Annotated in this window: 21 protein-coding genes; 11 read left to right on the top strand and 10 right to left on the bottom strand. The window is 63.8% G+C overall.

What is annotated here, in order from left to right; all coding sequences use genetic code 11:
- Positions 1–43 precede the first annotated feature (43 nt).
- Positions 44–733 carry a class I SAM-dependent methyltransferase gene (locus CW360_RS09555; RefSeq protein ID WP_093986656.1) on the top strand — a complete coding sequence of 230 codons (690 nt, stop codon included), beginning with the start codon at positions 44–46 and terminating at the stop codon, positions 731–733.
- A 2-nt stretch (positions 734–735) separates the two neighbouring features.
- Positions 736–1452, top strand: coding sequence for a lipopolysaccharide kinase InaA family protein (locus CW360_RS09550; RefSeq protein WP_101193540.1), 717 nt, complete (start codon positions 736–738; stop codon positions 1450–1452).
- 51 nt (positions 1453–1503) lie between these two features.
- Here the strand turns inward: CW360_RS09550 and CW360_RS09545 are convergent, their stop codons facing one another.
- From CW360_RS09545 to CW360_RS09530, 4 genes are all read right to left on the bottom strand, one after another.
- Positions 1504–1986 (bottom strand): hypothetical protein, encoded by a 483-nt coding sequence (locus tag CW360_RS09545; protein ID WP_101193539.1) that lies wholly within the window; start codon positions 1984–1986, stop codon positions 1504–1506.
- A 44-nt stretch (positions 1987–2030) separates the two neighbouring features.
- Positions 2031–2498 carry a periplasmic heavy metal sensor gene (locus CW360_RS09540; protein ID WP_101193538.1) on the bottom strand — a complete coding sequence of 156 codons (468 nt, stop codon included), beginning with the start codon at positions 2496–2498 and terminating at the stop codon, positions 2031–2033.
- A gap of 133 nt (positions 2499–2631) precedes the next feature.
- Positions 2632–3147, bottom strand: a complete 516-nt coding sequence (locus tag CW360_RS09535) for a diheme cytochrome c (protein WP_101193537.1) — start codon at positions 3145–3147, stop codon at positions 2632–2634.
- A 9-nt stretch (positions 3148–3156) separates the two neighbouring features.
- The gene (locus tag CW360_RS09530; RefSeq protein WP_093986609.1) at positions 3157–3564 is read right to left on the bottom strand and encodes a DUF1924 domain-containing protein; all 408 of its coding nucleotides are present in this window, start codon (positions 3562–3564) and stop codon (positions 3157–3159) included.
- 139 nt (positions 3565–3703) lie between these two features.
- Between CW360_RS09530 and CW360_RS09525 the strand changes: the two genes are divergently transcribed.
- The 5 genes from CW360_RS09525 (at position 3704) to CW360_RS09505 (ending at position 7999) form a co-directional block, all read left to right on the top strand.
- Positions 3704–5260 carry a 2Fe-2S iron-sulfur cluster-binding protein gene (locus CW360_RS09525; RefSeq protein WP_101193536.1) on the top strand — a complete coding sequence of 519 codons (1557 nt, stop codon included), beginning with the start codon at positions 3704–3706 and terminating at the stop codon, positions 5258–5260.
- 158 nt (positions 5261–5418) lie between these two features.
- Positions 5419–5952 carry a chalcone isomerase family protein gene (locus CW360_RS09520; protein WP_101193535.1) on the top strand — a complete coding sequence of 178 codons (534 nt, stop codon included), beginning with the start codon at positions 5419–5421 and terminating at the stop codon, positions 5950–5952.
- Between the two features lie 8 nt (positions 5953–5960).
- The gene (locus CW360_RS09515; protein WP_101193534.1) at positions 5961–6488 is read left to right on the top strand and encodes a DUF3833 domain-containing protein; all 528 of its coding nucleotides are present in this window, start codon (positions 5961–5963) and stop codon (positions 6486–6488) included.
- Positions 6485–7186 carry an SDR family oxidoreductase gene (locus CW360_RS09510; RefSeq protein ID WP_101193533.1) on the top strand — a complete coding sequence of 234 codons (702 nt, stop codon included), beginning with the start codon at positions 6485–6487 and terminating at the stop codon, positions 7184–7186. Before CW360_RS09515 ends, CW360_RS09510 begins: the two co-directional genes overlap by 4 nt.
- Positions 7187–7300: 114 nt before the next feature.
- A complete protein-coding gene (locus CW360_RS09505; RefSeq protein WP_093986613.1) occupies positions 7301–7999 on the top strand; it encodes a pirin family protein in 699 nt (232 codons plus the stop codon).
- 29 nt (positions 8000–8028) lie between these two features.
- On the opposite strand, the gene CW360_RS09500 is transcribed toward CW360_RS09505, so the two are convergent.
- Positions 8029–8421 carry a rhodanese-like domain-containing protein gene (locus CW360_RS09500; protein WP_101193532.1) on the bottom strand — a complete coding sequence of 131 codons (393 nt, stop codon included), beginning with the start codon at positions 8419–8421 and terminating at the stop codon, positions 8029–8031.
- A gap of 146 nt (positions 8422–8567) precedes the next feature.
- Here CW360_RS09500 and galU point away from each other — a divergent pair, with 146 nt between their 5' ends.
- On the top strand, positions 8568–9419 hold the full coding sequence (galU, locus tag CW360_RS09495) for a UTP--glucose-1-phosphate uridylyltransferase GalU (protein WP_093986615.1): 852 nt from the start codon (positions 8568–8570) through the stop codon (positions 9417–9419).
- Here the strand turns inward: galU and metH are convergent, their stop codons facing one another.
- Positions 9420–13130: a methionine synthase gene (metH, locus tag CW360_RS09490; protein WP_101193531.1), complete on the bottom strand. Its 3711-nt coding sequence runs from the start codon at positions 13128–13130 to the stop codon at positions 9420–9422.
- Positions 13131–13285: 155 nt separating this feature from the next.
- Between metH and CW360_RS09485 the strand changes: the two genes are divergently transcribed.
- Both CW360_RS09485 and nfuA read left to right on the top strand, forming a co-directional pair.
- Positions 13286–15577: a fatty acid cis/trans isomerase gene (locus CW360_RS09485; RefSeq protein ID WP_101193530.1), complete on the top strand. Its 2292-nt coding sequence runs from the start codon at positions 13286–13288 to the stop codon at positions 15575–15577.
- An 87-nt stretch (positions 15578–15664) separates the two neighbouring features.
- The gene (gene nfuA, locus CW360_RS09480) at positions 15665–16246 is read left to right on the top strand and encodes a Fe-S biogenesis protein NfuA (RefSeq protein WP_093986618.1); all 582 of its coding nucleotides are present in this window, start codon (positions 15665–15667) and stop codon (positions 16244–16246) included.
- Positions 16247–16327: 81 nt separating this feature from the next.
- On the opposite strand, the gene CW360_RS09475 is transcribed toward nfuA, so the two are convergent.
- The gene (locus CW360_RS09475) at positions 16328–16597 is read right to left on the bottom strand and encodes a hypothetical protein (protein WP_093986619.1); all 270 of its coding nucleotides are present in this window, start codon (positions 16595–16597) and stop codon (positions 16328–16330) included.
- 90 nt (positions 16598–16687) lie between these two features.
- The gene (locus CW360_RS16805) at positions 16688–16861 is read right to left on the bottom strand and encodes a hypothetical protein (RefSeq protein ID WP_157825283.1); all 174 of its coding nucleotides are present in this window, start codon (positions 16859–16861) and stop codon (positions 16688–16690) included.
- Here CW360_RS16805 and CW360_RS09470 point away from each other — a divergent pair.
- The gene (locus tag CW360_RS09470; protein WP_101193529.1) at positions 16860–17330 is read left to right on the top strand and encodes a DUF3429 domain-containing protein; all 471 of its coding nucleotides are present in this window, start codon (positions 16860–16862) and stop codon (positions 17328–17330) included. The genes CW360_RS16805 and CW360_RS09470 overlap by 2 nt on opposite strands.
- Positions 17331–17352: 22 nt before the next feature.
- On the opposite strand, the gene CW360_RS09465 is transcribed toward CW360_RS09470, so the two are convergent.
- Positions 17353–17877 carry an AAA family ATPase gene (locus CW360_RS09465; protein ID WP_101193528.1) on the bottom strand — a complete coding sequence of 175 codons (525 nt, stop codon included), beginning with the start codon at positions 17875–17877 and terminating at the stop codon, positions 17353–17355.
- Complete coding sequence (pnuC, locus tag CW360_RS09460) at positions 17874–18431, bottom strand: nicotinamide riboside transporter PnuC (protein ID WP_101193527.1); 558 nt, start codon at positions 18429–18431, stop codon at positions 17874–17876. Before pnuC ends, CW360_RS09465 begins: the two co-directional genes overlap by 4 nt.
- Positions 18432–18469 lie beyond the last annotated feature (38 nt).

Raw genomic sequence — 18469 nt, 5'->3', positions numbered from 1 at the left:
AGGAGATTAGCCTGGCAGGCATACCCACAGACGGATGTTTGCCATGTCAGAGCCAAGTCCCATCGAGCTGGAGTTTTCCCGCAAGTACGATTTCGATCATGCCCAGCAGTATCTGCAAAAGCATCAGGATGGCCTGGCCAGGCGCTTGTCGCATTGGCGTGATCTGCAGTTGGCGCGCCGCGCGCTGCAACTGGCCGATCAGCCCAACCTGGTCCTGGATTTGCCCTGCGGGGCCGGGCGTTTCTGGCCGATGCTCTGCGAGCAGCCCAACCGGGTGATTCTGGCCGCCGACAATTCTGCCGATATGCTTGCCACGGCACGTGCCGCCCAGCCGCCCGAGGTGGTGGCGCGCGTCAGCAGCTTGCAAACCTCGGCGTTCGCCATCGATCTGGCTGCCAATGCGGTGGACTGCATTTTCTGCATTCGCCTGCTGCACCATATCGAATCTGCCGAGCATCGCCTGGCCATCCTCCGCGAGTTCCACCGGGTAAGCCGCGATACGGTCATCGTCTCGCTGTGGGTCGATGGCAACTACAAGGCCTGGAGGCGTCGTCGCCTGGAGGCCCGCCGTGCGGCTCAGGGCAGGGCTGCACAGAATCGCAATCGCTTTATTGTTGATCGCTCGACCATCGAGGCTGAGTTTCGCCAGGCGGGATTTGACATCATCCAGCACCTCGACTTCCTGCCGGGCTACGCCCTGTGGCGGGTATATGTGCTGCGTAAGCGGGGGTGAGCATGCAAAACTTGTCTGCCCTTGCTTCTGCACAGAGGCTCAGTAGCTTCCAGGACTGGTGGAATACCCAGGGCGACTGGGTCGAGGCACCCAATCAGCGGCGGGCAGGGGAAAGCGGCGTGCAGCGCGTGCAGTTAGGTGATGCGGGGCTGCCACTGCTGTATTGCAAACGGCAGATCGGCCACCTGTATCGCTCGTTCGCCCATCCCTTCGGTCAGCCCACCGTGTTGCGTGAACAACGTGCGTTGCAGGCTTTCCGCGCAGCAGGCGTGCGCGTGCCGCAGGTGATTTACTGCGGTACACGGCAACAGGCCGGGCAATGGCAGGCCTTGCTGATCACCCTGGAACTGGAAGGCTTCATCAGCCTGGAAGACTGGTACGGGAACGGTGGGGCCGCGCGCTACGGCATGCTGCTTCATCAGCATATGCTGGCCGCCGTGGGGGTTACCTTGAGCCGCATCCACCGGGCGCGCTGGCAACACGGTTGCTGTTATGCCAAGCACATCTTTCTGCGTATGGCGGGTGAAGGCGAGGCGGCCTGTGTCGAGGTTGCCCTGCTTGATCTGGAAAAGAGCCGGCGGCGCTGGCGGCGCAGCGCCGCGGCGCGCCACGACCTGAGTCAGCTCAGGCGACATTGCCGGTCAATGCCTGTCGCAGACTGGCTGCAGTTGCTGGCCGCGCATGGCGCAGCCAGCAAAGCCGAGCATCCGGTCATCTGAACCCTGCCAGGGGGCAGGGTGTAGCGGGGCAGGTTGCAGTACGCCAGGGCGTCAGTGTTGCAGCGGCTTGAGGTTGTCGTCGGCGAAGTGACTGGCGTAGTTCCCCAGCGCGCCAACCACCCGCACAGCACCGTCTCGCTGGCCGTTCGCGGTACCACTCATGGCGTCGGCGCCGGCGAGCAGTTGCGCAATGATCAGGTGCAGCTGTGCATCGGCCGCGGCGCTCAGCTGGCAGTTTTCTACCATGTAGGCGACCTGATGGCGTACCAGTTCCGCCAGCTCGCTGTAGCGCTCGGTCGGCAGGCGGTTCTCATGGATGGCCGGCAGCGCTTCGTGCATGCCGTCGTTGATCGTGCCCATGGCCTGACGCAGAGCTGCATCGGTTGCCCAGCGCTTGCCGGCATTGAGCTGCAGCGTCTGGGTGGCTTCGCCATGAGCATGTTGATGGTCGCTGGCAGCGAGACTGCTGCCAATACTCCCCAGGCTGCTGGCGAGTATGGCAGCGAGGGTGAGGACGCGGGTTGTAGGACGCATTGCTAAGGCTCCATGGGGGATCTGCTGAAAACAGGCAGCGCCGCCTATAGGCTGCGGTGCAACTGTTCGATGCTCGCCGGACTGAGCGACTGTTTGCTCAGTATGTCGGCGAGACGTTTACGTTGCGGCGCTTCGAGGATAGCGCGTTCCGCTATCCACTGGTCGATGAGCAGGCGCTGTTGTTCATACTGCAGCTGGGCAATCTTCGCCTGTTCGCTGTCGATCAGCGCACGATCCATGGGTTCGCTGAAAACCGCCTGGATCAGGCGCCTGCGATGTTCGTCGAGGCTGGCGTTGCTGGCACGCAGATAAGCCAGAAACGGGGCTTCGCTATTGTGCCAGCGTTGTAGCTGGTTGCTGTTCAGTTGCAGCTGGCGCGACAGTTCGGTCGCTGCGCCGGAGGGCATCGGTAAACCGTCATGGCGGAGTTTTTGCCAGCCGGCGGCACCGAGCAGAGCGATGTTGAGCAGTACGGAGAGAAGCAGGGCATTGCGCAGCAGGTGGTTGTTCATTGCAGGATGATTTCCAGGGGGTGAAAGGGCTGTCTTTGCGGTTTTGCTGCAGCGCCGTGTGGGCGGGCCAACGCTTCATGCCGGTCTTGAAACAGGCGGCTGCTGCACCGGGCCAGGCCGCTGGGCATGCGTGTCAGCGTGGAATCTCTACGCGGTCTTCGTCGAAGTTGCCGCGTTCGGCACCATGGTGGCAGGCCACACAGTTGGCTCGGCTGCCCACGGCGGCGCGCTGAAACGTGGCGACGCTGACCTCGTCGTGCTTGTGTGCGAACCAGCGCGTCTGGCTGATGCGCGGCGGTTCGCCGGCGGTCGCTGAGGGTTCGACCGGCAGGCGGTTGGCCGCCGAGCTGCGCAGCAGAAAATCGAGGATTTCCCGCGCCTGCTGTGCATCCAGGCTGGCGTTGCTGCCGTAGTGTTGCTCGAGCGTCTGCATCTGCTGGCGCCAGGCCTCAGCTGGCAGCAGGGCGGGGACATACAACATGTGGCAGGCCGCACATTCCTCCTTCCAAAGCAATGGTGCGTCGCTCGGCAGGGCAAGGCGTTTAGGGCGTTTGTAGCCGTTATGGTTGTCGTCATCGGCAACACTGCTAGTGGCCACTAGCAGGGTCAGGCTTAGCCCGCCAACGGCAGCAAGGGCGAGGGTCTTCATGGTGGGTTCCTATCGGATGCTGTCGATCCAGCTGATGAAATCGCCTTTTTCCTGCGCGGTGCAGGCTCGGGCATAGACGTCGTCGCAGTTGCGGCGAAACCACTTCTCGACCTTCTGCAGATCGGTAAAGCGTTCAGGGTTGACTGAGGGCGCCAGGGGCGCAACGTTGCGATGGGCGGGTGTCTTGCCTGGCTGGCGCGGGTCGGCGGTGTGGCAGGTCGTGCAGCTCATGGTTTTGCCGTTACGCGGCACCTCGGCGAAATACAGCGCCTTGCCGCGCTCGGCAGAAAAACCGGCGAACTGCGGGGCCTGCTGGCGTGCCTGAACGGCGTAGCCCGCCAGCAGGGGATGTGTGCTTTCTGCCAGGGCTGGCAGGCTCAAACAGCAGGTCAGGGCAACAATCCAGTGGGTAGACATGGTGCGTTCTCCGATGGGCGGTGTGCGCAGCCTAGGCGTGCAACCTGACGCCAAACTGAATCGGGCCAAGGGTGGCCATTCAGTTTGACTTCAGCGGGCAGCTCTATAAGGAGGTTATCTACTCCAGAGGACTGCCGGCATGGCTGCTTTCAATCGTTTTCGCCTCTTTCACTGGCTACTGGCCGGTTTTTTCCTGGGCGCCTACCTCAGCGGTGACGACGCCGAGACCCTGCATATCTGGCTGGGCTACGGCCTGCTGGTGCTGCTGGTGTGGCGTTTGCTGATCGTGCCGCTGCGCTTGCGTGGTTTTCCGCAGTTGCTGCCGCCGAAGGGACAGCGCAAAACGCCCTCACGCTTGGCTGTCGGCAAGTGGCTGACCGTCGCGGCGCTGGGCAGTTTTGCCATGGCCAGCCTGATTGGTTTGGGTATGGTCGATAATGGCGATGTGCTGGCCGTTCTGCCGGGTGTCGGGCCCGACGTATTTGGCGCTGCCAGCGATATCAATTTCGTGGACTGGATGGGCGATGCCGAAGAGGTGCACGAGTTCTTTGCCAACCTGGGCCTCTGGCTGATTGGCCTGCATGTCCTTTATGTACTGCTGTTTCGCCGCCCGCTGGTCTGGCCGATGCTGCGTGGCGTATCCCGCCCGGGCCCGGCAGCTGAACTTGCCGCGCCGCGCCTGAGCGGGGCACCTGCTGCAGCGCAGTCCCTTGCACGCCTGCGGGTGGTGGCGCGTAATGAAGAAACCGCCGACAGCTGCTCGCTGCTCTTGCAGGTGCCGCAGGAGCAGCGCAGCCGTTTTGTTGCCAAGCCAGGGCAGTTTCTGACCGTGCAGGTGCCGGGCGAGGAGGGCCCCGTTCGTCGCTGTTATTCGTTGTCACAGTTGCCCGATAGCGAGGGTGTGCTGCGTGTGACGATCAAGCGCGCCCGGGCCGGCAAGGTATCGAACTGGCTGCTGGACAACCTCAAGGCCGGTGACTGGCTGGAGGCGCTGCCGCCCGCAGGCCGCTTCGTTCCGAGCAGTTTGGATCAGGATGTACTGTTACTGGGCGCAGGAAGCGGCATTACACCGTTGCGCGCCATTCTCCAGGCGGTTCTGCAACAAGGCACAGGCCAGGTATTGCTGTTCTACGCCTGCAGAGATGGCGACTCGGTGATTTTTGCCGATGAGCTGACCCGTCTTGCGGCGGCTTACCCGGAGCGCTTCACGCTGTGTGTCTGGCTTGATGCCCAGCAGGGCATCCCGGACAGTCAGGCAATAGCCAGGCAGCTGGCCGACTGGCCGGTAGCCGAGGCTTTTATCTGTGGCCCTGAGGCTTTTATGGGTAACGCCAGGGCGGCGCTGCGCCTGCGCGGTGTCGCCGAGTCGGCCATCCATCAGGAATCTTTTGCCCTGACGAGCACGCGGCGTGATGTGCCTGGCACGGCGAGCCGGCTGAAAGTGACCCTTGCTGGCCGTCAACATAGTGTGCCGGTAGTTGGTCAGCAGGTGGTTCTGCAGGCTATGGAGCAGGCAGGTCTGCAGCCGCCTCAGGCCTGTCGTGTGGGGGTGTGCGGTGTGTGCCGTTGCCGGGTGGTGACAGGGCAGGCCAGCATGCTCAGCAACCAGGTACTTTCCGAGGAGGAGCAGCGTCAGGGCTGGATTCTCGCCTGCCAGGCGGTGGTTGGCAGCCCGCTCGTGGAGTTGCAGTACTGAGCGGATAGCCCGGCCCGGCAGCGACAGGTGGCGGACGGCTGATTGTGTTGCGGGTTTTTACATCGGCCTGTATAGGGTTGCCAGCTCTTTAGTCTAGATGTACAAGTTGCGTATAACTTTTGTGGAATGAGTTCGACGCATTCCGGAGGTGTTACGTGATGCCAATTCGTGCGCTGCTGGCCGGCTGTCTGTTGCTGTTGTGCTGGAGCCAGTCGGCCCCGCTGCTGGCTGCCGAGTGGAAAAGCAACCTGCCGCAGGCGCGTTTGCTCGGGCAGGGCAGCTTTAGCTGGTTTGGCCTGCCGATCTATTCGGCCAATCTGTGGGCAGCTTCCGGCGAGGATGTGTTCGCCCGGCCTTTTGCGCTGGAGTTGACCTATCAGCGGCAGATCAGCCGTGAGCGCCTGGTGCAGACCAGCCTGGAGGAAATTCGCCGTATGCAGGGCGCGGCCGTGGATGAGTCGCGCATGCAGCGTTGGGCGCAGGAGATGCACCAGGCATTTGTTGATGTGCAGGCCGGCCGGCAGATCACCGGGGTGTACCTGCCGGGGCAGGGCGCGCGTTTCTATGTCGACGGCGAACTGCGCCACAGCGTCGCGGATGAGCCGTTTGCCCGGGCGTTCTTTGCCATCTGGCTGGGGCCGCAAACGCGTAGCCCCGAGTTGCGCCTGGCGTTGCTGGGGCAGGATCAATGAGGTGCACGATGAAGCGTTGGTTGTGTGTGCTGGCCTGTGTCTGGCTGGCGGGTTGTACGGGTGTGCAGGTGGAAGACTATGCCGACCAGCAGCCGCGGCTCGATCTGCAGCAGTTCTTTGACGGGCCGGTGGAAGCCTGGGGGATGTTCCAGAACCGCTCGGGCAAGGTCATCAAGCGCTTCCATGTGCAGATCGACAGCCGCCGTGACGGCGAGCGGCTGATTCTTGATGAGCGTTTTACCTACAGCGATGGCAGCACTGACCGGCGTGTCTGGACGCTGACGCCGGATGGCCAGCAGGCATGGCGCGGGACGGCGGCGGACGTGGCCGGCGAAGCGCGTGGCGAACTGGCCGGCAATGCCTTTCGCTGGCGCTACAGCCTCAACCTGCCGGTTGATGACCAGGTGTATGTGGTCCACTTCGATGACTGGATGTACCTGATTGATGAGCACACCCTGGTCAACCGTGCCAGCATGCGCAAGTTCGGTATCGAGTGGGGGCAGGTCACCCTGTTCTTTCGTCGGCAGGCGCAATGAGCAGCCTGCGCTCACTGGGGCCAGCCTACCGGGCACTGGTGATTGGCAGTAGCGGTGCGCTGGGCCAGGCCTTCTGTGCAGCCCTGCGCGCTGACGAGCAGTGTGTACTGCTCCGTGAGCTGTCGCGGCACAGCGATCCGCCGCTCGACTTGCAGGATGCGCCAGGTATTGCCGAGGCGGCCCGCCGGCTGGCCGAGGAAGCGCCCTATCAACTGATCCTGGTAGCCAGTGGCGTGCTGCACGACGCGACCATTCGCCCGGAAAAGTCACTGGCGGCGCTGGATGCCGAGGCGTTGCAGACGGTGTTCCAGATCAATGCGCTGGGTCCGGCGCTGTTGCTCAAGCACTTTCTGCCCCTGCTTGATCCACAGGGTGCCATGGCGCTGCTCTCGGCACGGGTGGGCAGTATCGCCGACAACCGCCTGGGTGGCTGGTATGCCTATCGCGCCTCCAAGGCGGCGCTGAACATGCTGGTGAAAACCGCGGCCATCGAGCTGGCCCGTCGCAAGCCGCGGGCACGCCTGCTCAGCCTGCATCCGGGCACGGTGCAGTCGAAACTGTCGCAGCCGTTCAGTGGCAGTGCGGCGGCTCGTCCGGCCGCGCAGGCGGCAGCACAGTTGCTGGCGTTGATCGATCGCAGCGAGCCGGCCGACAGCGGTGGCTTCTTTGCCTATGACGGCCAGCGCATTCCCTGGTAAGCCGGCCTTCTTATCGATTTATTCGATGTTCTTGGCGCAGTTTTTCCGCTTAATTTTCATTCTGGCTCGATGGATTATGCGCGCATCGCTGAATGTGCTGAACCGGAGCCTGCCATGATCGAACGTCGTCCCTACGCCAGCCTGGGGCATGCCCAGCACGGCTGGCTGGAAGCCCGTCACCACTTTTCCTTTGCCGATTACCATGATCCGCAGCGCTTGCATTGGGGACGCTTGCGGGTCTGGAATGACGATTGGATTGCCCCGCACAGTGGTTTTCCCGCGCACCCGCATCAGGACATGGAGATCATCACCTATGTTCGCGAGGGGGCGATCAGCCACCGCGACAGCCTGGGCAACCAGGGCCGCACGGCCGCAGGGGATGTGCAGGTAATGAGTGCCGGCAGTGGCATCGTGCACAGTGAATACAACCTGGAAGATCAGCCGACACGCATCTTCCAGATCTGGATCATGCCCGAGCAGCGTGGCTTGCCGCCGTCCTGGGGCAATCGCCCTTTCCCGCGTGGCGAGCGCAGCGGGGCGTGGGTCGTCCTGGCCAGCGGCCTGCCCGGTGATGACCAGGCACTGCCAATCCGCGCCAATGCGCGGGTACTGGCCGCCAGCCTGGCAGCGGGGCAGACATTGCAGTACAGCCCGCAGGCGGGGCGCAAACTCTACCTGGTGCCGGCACTGGGTACGCTGGAGGTGAATGGCGTGCGCGCCGAGTGCGGTGATGGTCTGGCGATTGCCGGAGAAGAGCTGCTGCAGATTAGCGCACACGCAGCGAGCGAGATCGTCCTGGTGGATGCCGCCTGAGTTTCAGCAGGCGGTTTTGCCACTGCCGCTTAGCACTGGCTACAGGTCGATGGGTTATCTGCCAGGGTCTTGCGGAACTGTTCATAGCCGCCGGCGTTGCGCACATGGCGATAGCCCAGTTGCCGCAACTGGTCTTCGGCGATGGACGAGCGACGGCCACTGCGGCAATAGACGACGATCGGCGTCTGTTTGTCCGGCACCAGGCTGGCGATGCGCTCGGCAATCTGCTCGTGGGGCAGCAGCAGGGCGTTGTCCAGCGCCCCGCCGGCAAACTCTTCGGCACTGCGCACATCGATCAGTTGGGTGTTTTCCTGTTGCAGCAGGGCCAGTGCGCCTTGTTCGTCCACCGGGCCGGCCAGCGCCAGGCTGGTGTAGCTGAGGGTCAGGGCGCAGGTCAGGCGGGTGATCAGGCGAGTTTTCATGGTGGATACTCCGGGTAGTTCTGTGGCAGGTTAAGCCCAACAAGGCGTTCTGCCAATCCTTGTCATCCAGCCTTCTTGTTGCTGTCGTCAGGTTGTCATCGACCTGTCCTGCAATGGCGGGCAGCCCACTGTGAAGCAGGACTGAGATGAGCCAACGCCACCCGCTACTGAAGAAATGCCTGTTTCCCGCCGCCGGTTATGGCACGCGCTTCCTGCCGGCGACCAAGGCCATGCCCAAGGAGATGCTGCCGGTGGTGAACAAGCCGCTGATCCAGTACGGGGTGGAAGAAGCCTTGCAGGCTGGCCTGCATGAAATCGCCATGGTAACCGGGCGTGGCAAGCGTGCCCTGGAAGATCATTTCGATGTCAGCTACGAGCTGGAACAGCAGATTCAGGGCAGTGACAAGGAGCGCTACCTGTATGGCATTCGCCATTTAATCGAACACTGCAGTTTTTCCTACACCCGCCAGGTCAGCATGCGCGGCCTGGGGCATGCGATTCTCTGCGGTCGCCCGCTGATTGGTGACGAGCCTTTTGCCGTAGTGCTGGCGGACGATCTCTGTCTGAACCTGCAAGGGGATGGCGTGCTGGCGCAGATGGTCCAGCTGTACCGGCAGTTTCGCTGCTCCATCGTGGCCATCGAGGAGGTGCCGGCGGCCGATACCCATAAGTACGGCATTGTCGCGGGGGAGGCGATTCGCGATGACCTGCTGCGCATCCAGCACATGGTGGAGAAGCCCGAGCCGGCAAAGGCACCGTCCAACCTGGCGATCATCGGGCGCTACATCCTCACCCCGGATATCTTCGACCTGCTGGAGCAGACGGCGCCTGGCAAGGGCGGTGAAATCCAGCTCACCGATGCCTTGCAGCGCCAGGCTGCCGAGGGGTGCGTGATCGGCTACCGTTTTCGCGGCCAACGCTTCGATTGCGGCAGTGCCGAGGGCTATATCCAGGCCAGCAATTTCTGCTTCGAGCACTTCTACCGCAAGGGCTTGTAATCAGTCGTCGTACCCTAGGTTCGGCGACAGCCAGCGTTCGGTTACCGCCAGTTCCTGGCCCTTGCGCCGGGCGTACTGCTCGACCTGGTCCTTGTCGACCTTGCCGACGGCAAAGTACTGCGCCTCGGGATGAGCGAAGTACCAGCCGGAGACGGCCGCCGCCGGGAACATGGCGTAGTGCTCGGTGAGGAACACGCCGCTGCGGCCGGGCTTGCCGAGGTCGGCGGCCGGGTCGAGCAGGCGGAACAGCGTGGCCTTCTCGGTGTGGTCGGGGCAGGCCGGGTAACCGGGGGCCGGGCGGATGCCGCGGTACTGCTCGCGGATCAGCGCCTCGTTGTCCAGCGCCTCGTCCGGGGCGTAGCCCCAGAACTCCTTGCGCACACGCTGGTGCAGCCACTCGGCGCAGGCTTCGGCGAGGCGGTCGGCCAGCGCCTTGACCATGATCGAGTTGTAGTCGTCGCCGGCATCCTGGTAGGCCTTGGCCACTTCCTCGGCGCCGATCCCCGCGGTGGTGATGAAGCCGCCCACATAGTCGGTCACGCCGCTTTCCTTGGGCGCGACGAAGTCGGCCAGCGACAGGTTGGGCTTGCCGTCGGGCTTGATGTTCTGCTGGCGCAGGTGGTGCAGGGTGGCCAGCGGCTGGCCGTCATCGCCGTACAGCTGGATGTCATCGTGTTGCACCTGGTTGGCCGGCCAGAAGCCGAACACCGCGCGGGCACGGATCAGCTGCTCGCCGATCAGCTTGTCGAGCATCGCCCGCGCATCGCTGTACAGGTTGCGCGCCGCCTCGCCGATGATCTCGTCCTCGAGGATGCGCGGGTACTTGCCGGCCAGGTCCCAGGAGACGAAGAAGGGCGTCCAGTCGATGTAGTCGACCAGCTCGCGCAGGTCGATGTCGTCCAGTACCTGCACGCCGGTGAAGCGGGGACGTACCGGCAGGTAGCCGTCCCAGTCAAAGGCCGGCTTGTTGGCGATGGCCTCGGCATAGCCCAGGCGCTCGGTACGCGAGGCGCGGGCCGAGGTGCGCTCGCGGACCACGGCGTACTCGTCGCGGGTCTTCTGCACGAAGTCGGCCTTGAGCTCCTTCGACAGCAGGGTGGTGGCCACGCCGACTGCGCGCGAGGCGTCGGTGACGTAAACCACCGCATCGTGGTTGTACTGCGGGTCGATCTTCACCGCGGTGTGCGCCTTGGAGGTGGTGGCACCACCGATCATCAGCGGCAGGGAGAAGCCCTGGCGCTGCATTTCCTTGGCGACGAAAACCATCTCGTCCAGCGAGGGGGTGATCAGCCCGGACAGGCCGATGATGTCGCACTTCTCCTCGATGGCAGTCTTGAGGATCTTTTCCGCCGGCACCATCACGCCCAGGTCGACGATGTCGTAGCCGTTGCAACCGAGCACCACGCCGACGATGTTCTTGCCGATGTCGTGTACGTCGCCCTTGACCGTGGCCATCAGGATCTTGCCCTTGGCCTCGGGCTTGTCGCCTTTTTCCGCCTCGATGAAGGGAATCAGGTGCGCCACGGCCTGCTTCATTACCCGCGCGGACTTGACCACTTGCGGCAGGAACATCTTGCCGGCGCCAAACAGGTCGCCGACCACGTTCATGCCGGCCATCAGCGGGCCTTCGATGACTTCGATGGGGCGTGCGCACTGCTGGCGGCACTCCTCGGTGTCTTCGACGATGAAGGCGGTGATGCCCTTGACCAGCGCATGCTCAAGGCGCTTGGCGACCGGCAGCGCGCGCCAGGCTTCATCCTCGACTTCCTTGACGCTGCCGTCGCCGCGGTAGTTGTCGGCGATGGCCAGCAGCGCCTCGGTGCCGCCCGGGGTGCGGTTGAGCACCACGTCCTCGACCTTGTCGCGCAGCTCGGCGGGGATCTCGTCGTAGATCTCCAGCTGGCCGGCGTTGACGATGCCCATGGACAGGCCGTTCCTGATCGCGTGGTAGAGGAAAACCGAGTGGATGGCCTCGCGCACCGGGTTGTTGCCGCGGAACGAGAAGGACACGTTGGACACGCCGCCGGAGCTGAGCGCATAGGGCAGCTCGTCACGGATAAAGGCGCAGGCCTCGATAAAGTCCACCGCGTAGTTGTTGTGTTCCTCGATGCCGGTGGCCACGGCGAAGATGTTCGGGTCGAAGATGATGTCTTCCGGCGGAAAGCCGACCTCGTTGACCAGGATGTCGTAGCTGCGCTTACAGATTTCCTTCTTGCGCGCGGCGGTATCGGCCTGGCCGACCTCGTCGAAGGCCATCACCACCACGGCGGCGCCATAGCGTTTGCACAGCTTGGCGTGATGCTTGAACTGCTCGACGCCTTCCTTCATGGAAATGGAGTTGACGATGCCCTTGCCCTGGATGCACTTGAGGCCCGCCTCGATCACGTCCCACTTGGAGGAGTCGATCATGATCGGTACGCGCGAGATATCCGGCTCGCCGGCGATCAGGTTGAGGAAGCGCACCATCGCCGCCTTGGAGTCGAGCATGCCCTCGTCCATGTTGATGTCGATCACCTGGGCGCCGGCCTCGACCTGCTGCAAGGCGACTTCCAGCGCCTCGCTGTAGTTTTCCTCGCGGATCAGCCGGGCGAACTTGGCGCTGCCGGTGATGTTGGTGCGCTCGCCGACGTTGACGAACAGCGAGTTGCGGTCGATGGTGAAGGGCTCCAGGCCCGACAGGCGGCAGGCCCTGGGGATCTCCGGGATGGCGCGCGGCGGGTACTTGGCCACGGCTTGCGCAATCGCCTGGATATGCGCCGGCGTGGTGCCGCAGCAGCCGCCGATGATGTTCAAGAGCCCCGATGCGGCGAATTCCTCGACCACTTCGGCCATCTGCGCCGGGGTCTCGTCGTATTCGCCAAAGGCATTCGGCAGGCCGGCGTTGGGGTGGGCGGAGACATGGGTGTCGGCCTTGGCCGACAGCTCGGCCAGATAGGGGCGCAGCTCCTTGGCTCCGAGGGCGCAGTTCAGGCCCACGGAAATCGGCTGGGCGTGACGCACCGAGTTCCAGAAGGCCTCGGTGGTCTGCCCGGACAGGGTGCGGCCGGAGGCGTCGGTGATGGTGCCGGAGATCATGATCGGCAACTCGATGCCGTCCTCGTCGAACACCTGCTGCACGGCGAAGATCGCCGCCTTGGCGTTGAGGGTGTCGAAGATGGTTTCGATGAGGATCAGGTCGGCGCCGCCCTCGATCAGGCCGCGGGTCGCCTCGGTGTAGTTGTCCACCAGCTCGTCGAAGGTGACGTTGCGGTAGCCGGGGTCGTTGACGTCCGGGGAGATCGAGCAGGTGCGGCTGGTTGGACCAAGCACGCCGGCGACGAAGCGCGGCCGCTCCGGGGTTTCCAGGGTCTTGGCATCGGCCACCTGGCGGGCGACGCGCGCGCCGGCGACGTTCAGCTCATAGGCCAGCGCCTCCATGCCGTAGTCGGCCTGGGATACGCGGGTGGCGTTGAAGGTGTTGGTCTCGAGGATGTCGGCGCCGGCATCCAGGTAGGCCTTCTCGATCGCGGCGATGACCTCGGGCTTGCTCAGCAGCAGCAGGTCGTTGTTGCCCTTGACGTCGCTCGGCCAGTCGGCGAAGCGCTCGCCACGGTAGTCGGCCTCGTCCAGCTTGTAGCTCTGGATCATGGTGCCCATGCCGCCATCGAGGATCAGGATGCGTTCCTTGAGAGCTTGCTGGAGTGCCTGGAGGCGGGCGCTACGGTCGGACATGGGGTACTACCTGGCAGGGTGGAACAAAAGGTGGCGAATGATAGCAAGGTTGCATCGCTTCGCCGCATTCAGCAGATCATCATGAATTTAGCTCATGTTGCTGCAAGGGTAGCCTGTTAGACTGTACGCCTTTGTCCTACCTGCCAGGATTTGCCATGTCCCTGTGTCTGCAGCGCTTCGCCGGTCTGCTCTGCCTGTCGCTCGCCTGGGCTACCCAGGCCCTGGCCGGGCCGGTTTCCTACAGCCGTGAAGTACAGCCGATCCTGCGCGACAAGTGTGTGGCCTGCCATGCCTGCTATGACGCGCCCTGCCAGCTGAACCTGGGGAGTGGCGAGGGGCTGTTGCGTGGCGCCAGCCAGCAGGCGGTGTACAACGGTGGCCGTCTGCAGGCCCAGCAGCCCACGCGTCTGTATCTGGATGCGCAGGGCGAAGCGGCCTGGCGGCGTCGCGGCTTTCATTCCGTGCTGCAGGCGCAGGCTGGCCAGGCCGCGTTGCTGCAACGCATGCTGGAGCTGGGGCGTGAGCACCAGTGGGCAGACAACGCACGCTTGCCGGATGACCTGGACATCGCCATCAACCGCGACAACCAGTGCCCGACGCCGAGCGATTTCAAGCGCTTTGCCCGCCACAATCCCTATGCCGGCATGCCCTTTGCGGTCAGTGGGCTGGACGAGGCGGAATACGCCACCTTGCAGCGTTGGCTGGCGCAGGGCGCGCCAGTCGATGAGCAGCCCTTGCAGCCCACGGCGCAGGAGCAGGCGCAGCTGGCCGAGTGGGAAGCCTTCCTGAATGCCCCCGGTGCCCGCCAGGGACTGGTGTCACGCTGGCTGTACGAGCACCTGTTCCTTGCCCATCTGTATTTTCAGCAAGGCGAGGATCGACACTTCTTCCAGTTAGTACGTTCGCGCACACCGAGCGGCCAGCCCATCGACCCGATCGCCACGCGCCGGCCCAATGACGATCCCGGTACGCAGTTCTACTATCGCCTGTGGCCGATCCAGGGCGTGATCGTGCACAAGACGCACATTACCTATGCGCTCAGTCCAGGCAAATTGCAGCGCGTGCGCGAGCTGTTCTTTGCCGAAGACTGGCCCCTGCAGGCTGTGCCTGGCTATGGCGCGCAACACCGTGCCAACCCGTTCGAGACGTTCCAGGCCATCCCGGCACAGGCGCGTTACCAGTTCATGCTGGATGACGCGGAGTATTTCGTGCGCACCTTCATTCGCGGCCCGGTATGCCGCGGACAGATTGCCACGGATGTGATTCGTGATCATTTCTGGGCGCTGTTCCAGGCCCCGCAGCGCGATCTGTACATCACCGACGCCAGCTATCGCCAGGCGGTGACGCCACTGCTGGCCATGCCTGGGCAGTTCGATGACATCGCCGACCTGCCGGGCCTGTGGAGCGCCTACAAGAACAAGCGCAATGCCTATGAGGATGCGCGTCGCGCGGCCTATGCCGATGCCCCGGCGCCCAGCTGGTCGCAACTGTGGATGGGCAATGACAATGCCCTGTTGAGCATCTTCCGCCAGCATGACAGTGCCTCGGTACGCAAGGGCCTGGTCGGCGCGGTGCCGCAAACCCTGTGGCTGCTCGACTACCCGCTGTTCGAACGCACCTACTACCAGTTGGTGGTCAACTTCGATGTGTTCGGCAATGTCTCGCACCAGGCACAGACGCGTCTGTACTTCGACCTGATCCGCAATGGTGCCGAGCTGAACTTCCTGCGCTTGATGCCGGCGGCTGCACGCCAGGCCTACCTGGACGACTGGTATCAGAACAGTGGCAAGCTGAAGATGTGGCTGGATTACAGCGCCGCCGACCTGCGCACACCGACGGCGCTGCACCTGCCGGGGAGCGACCCGCGCCAGGCGTTTGCCGAGGCGCTGCTGGAACGCGCTGGCACGCTGAATGCCCGACCCGATCCGATCAACCGCTGCCGTGGCGCCTATTGTCATCGCCCCGGCCTGCCAGCAGCGCTGGCGGATGCCGAGCAAGCCCTGTCGCGCCTGGCGGCACGCCCGGCGGCCGGACTCAAAGTCATCGAGCAGTTGCCGGAAGCGACCCTGCTGCGTATCGACCTGGGCCAGGGGCAGCGGGAAATCTACAGCCTGCTGCGCAACCGCGCACACAGCAACGTGGCGTTCATGATGGGCGAGAGCCTGCGCTACCAGCCGGGACTGGACACCCTCACGCTGTACCCCGGGGTGCTCAGCAGCTATCCGAACTTCCTGTTCAACGTGCCGCTGGCGGAGGTGCCGGCCTTTGTCGAGGCCATGCAGCAGGCACGCGATGCCCAGGCGTTTGGCGAGCTGGTGGCGCGCTGGGGGATTCGTCGCACCCACCCGCAGTTCTGGCGGTATTTTCATGACCTGGCCGACTACATTGATGAGCACGAGCCGCGGGAATACGGGGTGCTGGATATGAACCGCTACCAGAACCTGTAGCGGCCAGGGATAGACCTACTGAAATTGTCGGACTTTTGCCCGCCCGGTGATTGGCGTACACTGCGGCCATCACTGCGAGGAGTAGCCATGAGCGCCATTACCGTTACCGAATCCGCCCAAGCCTATCTGGCCGACCTGCTGGCCAAGCAGAACACTCCGGGGATTGGTATTCGCATCTTCATCACCCAGCCCGGCACCCAGTATGCGGAAACCTGCATTGCCTACTGCAAGCCGGGTGAACAGAAGGCTGAAGACACCCCGCTGGCGCTGGCCAGCTTCACTGCCTGGATCGATGCACTGAGCGAGCCTTTCCTCGATGAAGCGGTGGTTGACTACGCCACCGACCGCATGGGTGGACAGCTGACCATCAAGGCGCCGAATGCCAAGGTGCCGATGATCCGCGATGACAGCCCGATCAATGAGCGCATCAACTACTACCTGCAGACCGAGATTAATCCGGGCCTGGCCAGCCACGGTGGCGAAGTGAGCCTGGTCGATGTGGATGATGGCGTAGCCATTCTGCGTTTTGGCGGTGGTTGCCAGGGCTGTGGCCAGGCCGATTACACGCTTAAGGAAGGCATCGAAAAGACCCTGCTCACGCGTATCCCCGAACTCAAGGGCGTACGCGACGTCACCGACCACAGCAATCGCGAAAACGCCTACTACTGAGTGGCTGCGATAACGAAAAAGGCCAACCCCAGGGGTTGGCCTTTTTCGTTATACCTGCGCGGGACTAGTCAACGGCTTCGCTCAGGCCTGCATGCTCCAGGGCTGCAGTTGTACACCTTCGGCGCACAGGGCACGGCGGGTCTGGTCGAGCAGGCTGGCCAGGGTGGCCGGATCGGAATAGTTGCTGCGGCTCAGTCGGGTGCGGCCCAGCAGGCGGGTGCTGTGACGGTCGATGACGCTCAGGTTCAGTTCGCCATTGCCTTCCTGGGGCGCCCAGGCAACGCATTGGTAAGGGGCAAAGGCGCGGTTGGCGATGATCAGGGCTTCGTTGATACGCAGGGTGGTGCTCATGGGTGCAAGTTCTCGCAAAGGGTCGAGGGGGCCGTGGCGCCATTGATACGCTGGCCGTTGCGGGATAGATGAGCGATTCGATCAAGAAAGTCACGGTGCGTCGGCAAAGCGCAACATCTTGTCGCGTTCTTGACCGAGCGGGCAGGCATCGGGCACTGCCGGCATATTCTGTTGCAGCTTCTTGTGCAGGCCGGGGCGGTCAAACTGCCGTGGATTGGGTATAAAGCACAGCTGAATAGTCACCTTGCCGCCGGAGTCGCCCATGCAGTCGTTTACCGCCGAACATCCCCCGCGCCTGACCCTGCTGCTGGGCTATGCCGGCCTGCTGCCTTTTATCGGTGGCGCCTTGGGCGTATGGCTGACGCCATTGGCCTGGCGTCCGACGGTGTTGTCCGCGCTGCTCGACTATGCCGCGATCATCCTGGCCTTCATGGGGGCGATTCACTGGGGGTTGGCCATGCGCACCGAGCGCAAGGACACCCTGGCACTCACCCAGCTGGGCCTGTCCGTGCTGCCGGCAGGCCTGGGCTGGCTGGCCATTGTCGACATCATCCCGGCGGGCCTGGCCGTGGCCCTGCTGCTGTTCGGCTTTATCGCGCTGTACCTGGCTGACCTGCGTGCCGTGCGCCTGGAGTTGGCGCCGCGTTGGTACCCGGCGCTGCGCAAGCCGCTGACCCTGGGTGTGGTGCTGTGCCTGCTGGCTACCTGGCTGGGTGTCATGCTGGTTGGCTGAGGCGCATCAGCGTACAGGTGAGTTAGCCACCGAGCAGGCAGGCGACCTGTTGCTCGGCCATCTGGCAACGTGCTGCCCAATGACCGGTTAACTCACTGAATGGCAGGCCCTTGGCTTGCAGCCATGCCCGGCACTGCGCCTCGAAGCGCTGGCGTTTCGCCAGCAACGGCTGGCAGCGCTGGCCATCGGCCTGCCAGGGCATGCCATCGGCAGCCAGCAGCAGGTGCAGGTGGTACTGCCGCTGGCCGAGGGCAGCTTCCAGCCAGACCGGAGCCTGGCCAAACAGCGTGCGGCTCCACAACAGGTTGCTCAGCAGATGGGTATCGAGCAGCAACAGCGGCGGCTGCTCGGCGCGTGCCAGGTCTTCACGGCGCAGCTGTTCGCGGGCTATCGGCTCGATATCGGCATAACAGGTGTCGCGTTGCACCTGCTCGATGTATTCGCGGACATATTCATCCACCCGCAAACCGCCAAACCGTTCCTGCAGGTGCGCCGCCAGACGCGTTTTGCCGCTGGACTCCGGGCCGGTCAGTACCACGACCTTCACGGGTTGAGTGCCCGCTGCCAGCTGCGCCAGCCATGCAGGGCCAGCAGACAGAACAGGCCGTAGAGCAGGGCGGTGAGGTACAGCGCCTGGTCGATGAACAGCGCCACATAGGCCACATCGACCAGCAGCCAGAGCGGCCAGCACTGCACCCGCTTGTGGGCCATCCATAGCTGGGCAAGCAGGCTGAAGGCCGTCAGCGCAGCATCCGACCAGGGGGCCGCGGCATCGCTGAAATGTGCCAGGCCATAGCCCAGTAGCAGGCTGCCGAGGCCGGCCAGCAGCAGCCCGCGCAACACCGGCCAGGGCGCCAGCAGGCTGACCGTGCGTGCCGGGCTGGCGCTGACCGGGCGCCGCCATTGCCACCAGCCATACAGCTGGGTGATGGCGAATACGCCTTGCAACAGGGTGTTGGCATACAGGCGCGCTTCGAAAAACACCCAGGCATACAGCAGCACCATGACCAGGCCGAGCGGCCAGCACCAGGGGTTTTGTCGGGCAGTGAGGTAAACGGCCAGCACCCCGAGGGCGGCGGCAAAGGCTTCAAGCAGGGTCACAAATGGGCATCCAGCAAGGCGGGTCGGCGCGGCCGGCG

Source organism: Pseudomonas fluvialis (assembly GCF_002835605.1).
GTDB lineage: Bacteria > Pseudomonadota > Gammaproteobacteria > Pseudomonadales > Pseudomonadaceae > Aquipseudomonas > Aquipseudomonas fluvialis.
This window is presented reverse-complemented; position numbering and strand designations above follow the sequence as displayed.

What these genes read in the sequence shown, in the direction of transcription:
- CW360_RS09555 (WP_093986656.1), top strand. Translation starts at nt 44, where the DNA reads ATGTCAGAGCCAAGTCCCATCGAGCTGGAGTTTTCCCGCAAGTACGAT.
- CW360_RS09550 (WP_101193540.1), top strand. Translation starts at nt 736, where the DNA reads ATGCAAAACTTGTCTGCCCTTGCTTCTGCACAGAGGCTCAGTAGCTTC.
- CW360_RS09545 (WP_101193539.1), bottom strand. Translation starts at nt 1,986, where the DNA reads ATGCGTCCTACAACCCGCGTCCTCACCCTCGCTGCCATACTCGCCAGC.
- CW360_RS09540 (WP_101193538.1), bottom strand. Translation starts at nt 2,498, where the DNA reads ATGAACAACCACCTGCTGCGCAATGCCCTGCTTCTCTCCGTACTGCTC.
- CW360_RS09535 (WP_101193537.1), bottom strand. Translation starts at nt 3,147, where the DNA reads ATGAAGACCCTCGCCCTTGCTGCCGTTGGCGGGCTAAGCCTGACCCTG.
- CW360_RS09530 (WP_093986609.1), bottom strand. Translation starts at nt 3,564, where the DNA reads ATGTCTACCCACTGGATTGTTGCCCTGACCTGCTGTTTGAGCCTGCCA.
- CW360_RS09525 (WP_101193536.1), top strand. Translation starts at nt 3,704, where the DNA reads ATGGCTGCTTTCAATCGTTTTCGCCTCTTTCACTGGCTACTGGCCGGT.
- CW360_RS09520 (WP_101193535.1), top strand. Translation starts at nt 5,419, where the DNA reads ATGCCAATTCGTGCGCTGCTGGCCGGCTGTCTGTTGCTGTTGTGCTGG.
- CW360_RS09515 (WP_101193534.1), top strand. Translation starts at nt 5,961, where the DNA reads ATGAAGCGTTGGTTGTGTGTGCTGGCCTGTGTCTGGCTGGCGGGTTGT.
- CW360_RS09510 (WP_101193533.1), top strand. Translation starts at nt 6,485, where the DNA reads ATGAGCAGCCTGCGCTCACTGGGGCCAGCCTACCGGGCACTGGTGATT.
- CW360_RS09505 (WP_093986613.1), top strand. Translation starts at nt 7,301, where the DNA reads ATGATCGAACGTCGTCCCTACGCCAGCCTGGGGCATGCCCAGCACGGC.
- CW360_RS09500 (WP_101193532.1), bottom strand. Translation starts at nt 8,421, where the DNA reads ATGAAAACTCGCCTGATCACCCGCCTGACCTGCGCCCTGACCCTCAGC.
- galU (WP_093986615.1), top strand. Translation starts at nt 8,568, where the DNA reads ATGAGCCAACGCCACCCGCTACTGAAGAAATGCCTGTTTCCCGCCGCC.
- metH (WP_101193531.1), bottom strand. Translation starts at nt 13,130, where the DNA reads ATGTCCGACCGTAGCGCCCGCCTCCAGGCACTCCAGCAAGCTCTCAAG.
- CW360_RS09485 (WP_101193530.1), top strand. Translation starts at nt 13,286, where the DNA reads ATGTCCCTGTGTCTGCAGCGCTTCGCCGGTCTGCTCTGCCTGTCGCTC.
- nfuA (WP_093986618.1), top strand. Translation starts at nt 15,665, where the DNA reads ATGAGCGCCATTACCGTTACCGAATCCGCCCAAGCCTATCTGGCCGAC.
- CW360_RS09475 (WP_093986619.1), bottom strand. Translation starts at nt 16,597, where the DNA reads ATGAGCACCACCCTGCGTATCAACGAAGCCCTGATCATCGCCAACCGC.
- CW360_RS09470 (WP_101193529.1), top strand. Translation starts at nt 16,860, where the DNA reads ATGCAGTCGTTTACCGCCGAACATCCCCCGCGCCTGACCCTGCTGCTG.
- CW360_RS16805 (WP_157825283.1), bottom strand. Translation starts at nt 16,861, where the DNA reads ATGGGCGACTCCGGCGGCAAGGTGACTATTCAGCTGTGCTTTATACCC.